Origin of the sequence: Bacillus sp. ISL-4 (assembly GCF_018613275.1) — a bacterium.
Lineage (GTDB): Bacteria > Bacillota > Bacilli > Bacillales > DSM-1321 > Peribacillus > Peribacillus simplex_E.
Window position 1 is genome coordinate 1 of sequence record NZ_JAGGQN010000052.1, and the last position, 6981, is coordinate 6981.

At 34.8% G+C, this 6981-nt stretch carries 8 protein-coding genes; 4 read left to right on the forward strand and 4 right to left on the reverse strand.

What is annotated here, in order from left to right; translation table 11 throughout:
• Positions 1-285: 285 nt before the first annotated feature.
• The 3 genes from J7J00_RS24675 to J7J00_RS24685 all read right to left on the reverse strand — a co-directional run bounded on the left by J7J00_RS24675 (position 286) and on the right by J7J00_RS24685 (position 2447).
• Entirely contained in the window at positions 286-726 is a 441-nt protein-coding gene (locus J7J00_RS24675) for a hypothetical protein (RefSeq protein WP_286201561.1), read from the reverse strand.
• Between the two features lie 301 nt (positions 727-1027).
• Positions 1028-1453, reverse strand: coding sequence for a hypothetical protein (locus J7J00_RS24680; protein WP_214795458.1), 426 nt, complete (start codon positions 1451-1453; stop codon positions 1028-1030).
• 448 nt (positions 1454-1901) lie between these two features.
• Positions 1902-2447, reverse strand: coding sequence for a TetR/AcrR family transcriptional regulator (locus J7J00_RS24685; protein WP_214795460.1), 546 nt, complete (start codon positions 2445-2447; stop codon positions 1902-1904).
• A gap of 404 nt (positions 2448-2851) precedes the next feature.
• Between J7J00_RS24685 and J7J00_RS24690 the strand changes: the two genes are divergently transcribed.
• From J7J00_RS24690 to J7J00_RS24700, 3 genes are all read left to right on the forward strand, one after another.
• Complete coding sequence (locus tag J7J00_RS24690; RefSeq protein WP_214795462.1) at positions 2852-3787, forward strand: alpha/beta hydrolase; 936 nt, start codon at positions 2852-2854, stop codon at positions 3785-3787.
• 83 nt (positions 3788-3870) lie between these two features.
• The gene (locus tag J7J00_RS24695) at positions 3871-4476 is read left to right on the forward strand and encodes an NAD(P)-dependent oxidoreductase (RefSeq protein WP_214795464.1); all 606 of its coding nucleotides are present in this window, start codon (positions 3871-3873) and stop codon (positions 4474-4476) included.
• Between the two features lie 490 nt (positions 4477-4966).
• Positions 4967-5209 carry a hypothetical protein gene (locus J7J00_RS24700; RefSeq protein WP_053345742.1) on the forward strand — a complete coding sequence of 81 codons (243 nt, stop codon included), beginning with the start codon at positions 4967-4969 and terminating at the stop codon, positions 5207-5209.
• A gap of 185 nt (positions 5210-5394) precedes the next feature.
• Here J7J00_RS24700 and J7J00_RS24705 read toward each other — a convergent pair whose 3' ends face one another.
• A complete protein-coding gene (locus J7J00_RS24705) occupies positions 5395-5967 on the reverse strand; it encodes a recombinase family protein (RefSeq protein WP_214795466.1) in 573 nt (190 codons plus the stop codon).
• A gap of 238 nt (positions 5968-6205) precedes the next feature.
• Between J7J00_RS24705 and J7J00_RS24710 the strand changes: the two genes are divergently transcribed.
• Positions 6206-6787, forward strand: a complete 582-nt coding sequence (locus J7J00_RS24710) for a hypothetical protein (RefSeq protein ID WP_214795468.1) — start codon at positions 6206-6208, stop codon at positions 6785-6787.
• Positions 6788-6981 lie beyond the last annotated feature (194 nt).

Here is a 6981-nt window from a genome sequence, read left to right on the forward strand (position 1 = left end):
AAGACAGCTCCGATCTTCAGCAAACGCACCCATTAGTTCAATAACAAAGTATCAAATTATATTTCATGTCACACAAACAACATTTCCTGTATCTTGTATTATTGTGGCTCGTACCCTTTGTAGCGTTGGTGAACGTGCTAGTTATGTCAGTAAGCTTCCCTTCTAAAAGGGCAGTTGTAAAATTCAATGATAGTAAATTATACAAAAATATTTAAATATTAATTTATTTTCGAAACTTTTCAAATAAAATGCTACCCATTTAAAATGAGTAGCAAGTAATAAAAGTTATTTGAAAATAATTTGTAGTTTTCCATATACTTTGCCAGAGGAATATCCATCTTTCACATCAACATAAAATTTACCAATTTTCATATCCGTGAATAATGTACTTCCACCTGCTAAGCTATGATAGCCTGTGCACTTTCCAGTACTAGCATTGCAGAGACGAGCCCATAAGTTACTATAATTAGTCAATAACACACTTCCAGAAGAGGACTTTAAATAGATTGGGGAAACTAGTTCTACCTCTAAGTCACTACCTTTGTTAGGGTTTCCAATTTCACCATCCCATTTTCCATCTTCTGTTTGAAAAGAATACTGAGGAACACTTGCTTGAGCAGAAGAAGTGCTTAATACCATTCCACCTACCAGAACTAACACAAAGGTACTTAAGATTGAAAATAAGCTTTTTATGTTATTTCCTCCTCCAATCTTTATCCCTTTCATAATATCAGAATAAACTAATTATTAAAATAGTTAAAAATAACCAAAGCTTCTTATCTTACTTAAATAAAGTTCATGAACCGAAAACATCTGTACGCTAAAAAGCGGTACCTCCAAAATTTATCTTTATGAACAGAAAAAAAGTAGAAATCAAAGTTATTAACATGATGTATTAGGTTGGAGTATTGTGGTTTTTATTGAAGTAAAGCACCTCTTAGTTGAACAAGAACTTTGTTATCCATTATTCAAGAGCTTAAGTGCATACAGATCATCTTCCTTTTAAATGCAAAAAATAATCAAAAAGTTACTCCTTATTGTTTAACGAAAAGTTTTCAACCTTTCCATTCCACTTCACTTCTATATCGATAACATCAGTTTTTGACGTAGAAAATTCACCTTTTTCATTATTATGTGTTTTGTATTCACCAGTACTATTCAATTCAATATCGCCCATACCCCAAGCATAATTAGGCGCATTAATCTTATATTTAAGGTTTTCAACTGCTTTATAATCTTTTCCTTTGAACTGTAATGCAAACTTTTTAGTTTCTTTATCGTTATCAGTTTTTACTACATTAAGTTTTGCTGACCAACTTTCACTATCACCCTTAAAATTCAAATTTTCTGATGTTTGTTGGCAAGCCGCTAATAATAGCAATAATATTAAATTAATGGCATAAAAGCTTTTCTTTTTAATAGTAGTAATCCCCACTTTCATTTTTTTCTTCATTGTTCCAAAAATAGAACAATTAACATCTTACATTGACTGCTCAATCATATACTACCATCCGGCACCTTTGGCTCCATAAGAAAAAAGCTGAGCGTCACAGCTATTTAATGAACTAACGCACCCGATAGTTTAAGTGAATTTCTTCACAAAACCCCCTTTTTTACTCCTCCATTCCTCCATTCCTCCATTCCTCGCACCCCATTAATTTTAATTGGTAATCTAATCCTCTAATTCGATTATAGTAATTAAATTCAAATTAGTAATAAGTTTTTAATAATTAAAGAAAGTATGTATTCCCTAAACTGTTCGTAAAAGTACACTTATCCAGACAAAAAGAAAGAGAAGATGCCCACACTCCAACTTCTTCCCCTCCGATAATATGGCGATATGTAAACTGATTACCCTCTGAAATTATCCAATTTAATTGTATAAATAGAATCTCTCCCAATTACAGATTCCTTTCTAATAACATCCCCAGTTGTTCTGCTACAACTTCAAGCGAATCAGGAATTCCTTTCATGAGATAGGTTTCAATTACCCCTACGATAGCTGACCCAAGGAAGGTAAGAATCAGGGCTTCACTGACCCCCTCGTTTTTCCCTTTGATGATATTTTCGTCATGCTTTAATTCTTCGATGATTAATTCTAAGAAGTGTTTCCGAAAAGCAAAAGCCCCTTGCCCTGTTAACATCGTTGAAAAAAATAAATAATGCTTTTCCAGGTATTCAAACCAAATAGTATGAGCTTCTTTAAAGCTCATGTCAGACAGAGGGTCACATAATTTTCTAAGCTCCTGCATATGTCCTTCAATGAGTTTATCCAATAAATCATATTTATCAAGGTAATGAAGATAGAACGTTCTGTTTCCCACATTCGCTCCATTGCAGATATCCTTTACCGTAATTTTATCAAACCCTTTTTCTGACATGAGTTTAACAAAAGCGTTTTTTATGGCATCTTGAGATTTAAGTATCCTTCTATCGACTTTCATCATTATCATAGCCCCTAAACTTTCTTGAAAATTAATGCACAATTCCAATCAATTCGTGCATTAATGCGTGAATTCATCGAAATTGACGTTTGATAACATCCTGTTTTCCTTTTATATTATACACACAGAAGAAATAATACATCAACGCGCATTATTTCTTGTGTATGTTATTTTACTACCTGCAGCATACTGAAGGAGGAAATCTCAATGAAAGAAGGAAAAGAAATTTCAAAATGAAGTGTTTACCATCTTACTTTCTGTGTAGGTTGATTAAAAAAACATGTTTGTTATTATGGTTGCGAAAGAATTAGTTTCTAATAAAAATATATATGGTCAAAAAGTAGCCCGTTTTTCAATGTATAAGTTGTGAAGCAGAGACTAAATTTCTAATAGAAGGAGAAAAAAACATGCGCAAATTTACATTTGAATTAAATAAAAAAGTTACAAGAACAGAAATCCGTTTTACAAACCGTTTTGGTATAGAATTAGCTGGTGACTTATATTTACCAAAAGATGCAGACGACAAAAAACTTCCTGCACTTGTAATCGGTGGACCATTCGGAGCTGTTAAAGAACAAGCATCTGGGCGATATGCCAATGAGATGGCATCTTTTGGATTCGCTGCACTAGCTTTTGACGGTTCATACACGGGTGAAAGTGGTGGGACACCCCGTAATGTTGCAGCACCAGATATCAACACTGAAGATTTTATGGCAGCCGTTGATGGAATAGGACTTCAATCCAATATTAACCGTGAACGTATCGGTGTGATTGGTATATGTGGATGGGGCTCAATTGCTCTTAATGCAGTTTCTATGGATAAACGTGTTAAAGCTATCGCAACAGTATCGATGTATGACAACTCAGCAGGTTTGGGTGGTCTTCCATTAGAACAACGTACACAACTGCTCGAGTCATTAAGTCAACAACGCTGGGCGGATGCAGAAAATGGTACATTCGCACCAATGGCTGATCAATTGCCAGCAGAACTTCCTGAAAATCCGGATATGGATACCAAAGAAACGTTTGAATTCTATAGAACACCACGTGGCTTCCATGAAAATTCAATTCTATCAAATGGTAGCTGGAATGCGACGATGCCATTTTCATTTATGAATACACCGGTTATGAATTATATTGATGAAATTTCGCCACGACCAACTTTATTTATCGTGGGAGAACATGCATTCTCAAAGCCTTTAAGTGAAGTGGCTTATGAAAAAGCTAAAGAACCAAAAGAATTATTAATTGTCTTAGATGCATGGCATTCGACGTTATATGATCATATGGAAAAAATTCCATTTGATAAAATAGTAGAATTTTTTACGAAAAATCTTAAATAAACATCTAATCTAAGTTCTGTCATAAGACAGGACTTTTTTTAGAACTTATTAAACAATTCAGCATACAGAATAAGGAGAGAACAATGAAAGTTACACTATATGGAGCGAGTGGTACGGTCGGCAAGTATGTTTTGGAGGAAGCAATAAATCGTGGACATCACGTAGTAGCAGCAACGCGTAGAGGTAAAACGTTAAGCACTCACCCGTTAGTAAAACATATTGCAGTGGATTATGATGATATATCTGATATTGAACTGACTTTAGCAAATAACGATGCAGTCATTATTGTATTTGCAGTTTCAGGCGGGGTTGCAAAGTCTACTGCAAATATTATTCAAGCTATGAAAAATCAAAATATAAAACGTCTTGAGCTTTTAACAGCTTTTGGAACAAGTCCTGAAGCACGTAAAAAATTAGGTTTTCTTACAAGATTAGCACTTATACCTTTTAGTCCCTGGTTTGGCGATATGCCAAAACAAAATAAAATGGTGAGTGAATCTGGGCTGGATTATACGATTGTTATGCCTTCATGGATCACCTATGAAGAAGGTAAGACACCTTATAAACACGGCGATTTCAAAGGCAAATCGGCTAGAAGTAAGATTCGTCGTGTCAACTTGGCAGATTTTATAATTAATAATCTAGAGCAAAATGCCTATATCGGTGAAAGTGTTTATATTCAAGAGTAACGGAAAAGATTATGAATATTCTTGTTAAAACAACTGTGAGTCGAGTTTTAATAACTTCTCATGGTTGTTTTGCTATTTATCGAATGAAATATGTGCCAATTACCGAGCAAAGTGACATGTTTTCTATATCGACCAATTATAACAAAGGACTAATATTTCTTCCTACTTTGGCAGGACATCGAACATATTGTGTATCAGGTCCTAAAGACACCTCTACAATCATTTTTATTGCTCCTTTTTGTTTCATTTTCCACTTTAGTTTTCGTTATCCTTCTTCAACTAACCTGCCCCTTTAGTTTAAGTACATCTTTTCACAATCTCAATAGTGTAGAGCCTTTTTAGACACAATCCAATCACCTACAAAATAGAGTTCATAATGGGGTACGAGATATTCGTATGGTACTTTATCCTGTACGAAGAACTTCCAACTATTACTTTTACATCATGTTATTGTATAATTTAGGTATTACATAAAATGAGGTGGACTTTCATGGAAACTATCAAAAAAGAATTAGTCGATGGCTGGAAACTTATAGCACATCCAGATTTTACAGTGTACTCTAATGACAAAAGCTATGTAGTACTTCATGAAGAAGAAATGGTTCTAAAATTTTCAGTAAACGACGATATCCTTAAAGTGGATAACACTAGCTGGGATACTAAAATTGAAGTAAGCTTGGATAAAACGCTTACCATCACTACTGATCCAACTTATGATGAAGATGAAGATTGAAAAGTAAGGCATCCATTACGGGTGCTTTCTTTTTATCTAAAGCACAACAGGGTAAGATGGGGTGAAACCTTAGAAACTCTATGTTTCCTGAATTTAAAACTTGTATAAATGTGTGCAAAATATCCCTTCTATGGTTGGTTTATACAGCACTTCCCCAGAATAAAAAAAATGCACAAAAAAGACGATTAGCTATTGCTAGTCGCCTCTTTCACTTTAGCGTAAATTGTAGAACGTGGAACACCTGTCATTTTAGCTATATCATTAGCGCTTAAACCGTTAGACTCTCTTTCCTCATACAACTTTAAAGCCTTCTTAACGTCCTTCTCGTCCTTTCCTTTACGTCCCATATGCTTACCCTGTGCCTTTGCCCTTTCACGTCCCTCTGCTGTTCTATCCTTAATTAAATCACGTTCAAACTCAGCAATAGCACCCAGCATAGTAAACATTAACTTTCTATTTGGAGTGGAGAAGTCGATATTTTCTTTAATGAATACTAAGACTATCCCACGGTCTTGTAAATCCTTAGCAATCTTTTGTAAATCAAATGTACTTCTAGCTAGGCGGTCAATTTTATATACAACCAGCTTGTCACCTTCACGCAAGTTGTCCAATGCCTTCGCAAGTTCTTTCCTGTCAGATTTAGCACCGCTTTCCTTCTCCATGAATATCTTCTCGCAACCATACTCTTTTAACTTCTCTTCCTGTAAAGCCAAGTCCTGATCTTTAGTTGAAACACGTCCGTATCCAATAATAGCCATTATGTATTACCTCTTTCTGCTTGTCTAAAAGTTAGTTAACTTCTGTAATTTCATTCTAGACTAACTTCTGGACATTGTTAAGGGTTATTTTGAGAGGAATTTGAGGTGTTTTTTCAAGTCTCTAGAACTTATAACTTTCAGACACTATCCCAATTGGCACTTAATTTCCAGTAATAAAACTTAGAAATTCTCAAACAATAAAATGTTTAAAATTTCTACCCAAAAAGGAGGATAACAAATGATAATACCTAATTTCCCTGATTATTTGGCTGATTTGCATCATGCTTGGCATCAACCAGAAGAACATCCAGGACTGCCAACAAGAAACAAAAAATTTAATCAAGATGGAGGTGGCTTAGAATTTCTCGTATTTCACCGCAATTTTATAGGTCTAGTTCATGAATGGTATGATAAACAACCTAACGCAGATCCAAATTTACTTGCACCATCATGGACAGCAATTCCAACAGAACTAAAGGTCCAAGGTTTAATATTACCGCCAGAAGAAGGAGGAATAGATTGGTCATGGAATCCAACATTCGAATCCGATGAACAAAGACTACTTCATCGCGACCCGAACGACCTAGACATGGCAACAGCAGATAAACTTGGAACTTTTATTGAGTCACGCATACACCCATTTCTTCATAATGCATCATCACTTGTCTACAATGAAAAAGTAGTTAGAAGCTTCCATTCACCAAATAGTACTTGGTTTTACAAAATTCATGGGCTGGTACAATTTTGGTGGGATATTTGGGAATTAAACAACAGAATGAAATTCATGCCTCCCGATATTCAAAAAATTCTTAGGCCATAGATGAACACCAATGAACGGTGTTCTTATTTTTGCTGCTGACTACAGCCCGGAATAAAAATCCTGCCAGTTTTTTGGTGGGGTTTTTATTTTGCCTTTTAATATTAATGTGAATGATAACAATAATCATTTTCTAAAAACTATAAGTTTTAAACGATTCTGTTTAGTAGGGGTAGCGTCACATGCCCATCAAGCTA

What these genes read in the sequence shown, in the direction of transcription:
- J7J00_RS24675 (WP_286201561.1), bottom strand. Translation starts at nt 726, where the DNA reads ATGAAAGGGATAAAGATTGGAGGAGGAAATAACATAAAAAGCTTATTT.
- J7J00_RS24680 (WP_214795458.1), bottom strand. Translation starts at nt 1,453, where the DNA reads ATGAAGAAAAAAATGAAAGTGGGGATTACTACTATTAAAAAGAAAAGC.
- J7J00_RS24685 (WP_214795460.1), bottom strand. Translation starts at nt 2,447, where the DNA reads ATGATGAAAGTCGATAGAAGGATACTTAAATCTCAAGATGCCATAAAA.
- J7J00_RS24690 (WP_214795462.1), top strand. Translation starts at nt 2,852, where the DNA reads ATGCGCAAATTTACATTTGAATTAAATAAAAAAGTTACAAGAACAGAA.
- J7J00_RS24695 (WP_214795464.1), top strand. Translation starts at nt 3,871, where the DNA reads ATGAAAGTTACACTATATGGAGCGAGTGGTACGGTCGGCAAGTATGTT.
- J7J00_RS24700 (WP_053345742.1), top strand. Translation starts at nt 4,967, where the DNA reads ATGGAAACTATCAAAAAAGAATTAGTCGATGGCTGGAAACTTATAGCA.
- J7J00_RS24705 (WP_214795466.1), bottom strand. Translation starts at nt 5,967, where the DNA reads ATGGCTATTATTGGATACGGACGTGTTTCAACTAAAGATCAGGACTTG.
- J7J00_RS24710 (WP_214795468.1), top strand. Translation starts at nt 6,206, where the DNA reads ATGATAATACCTAATTTCCCTGATTATTTGGCTGATTTGCATCATGCT.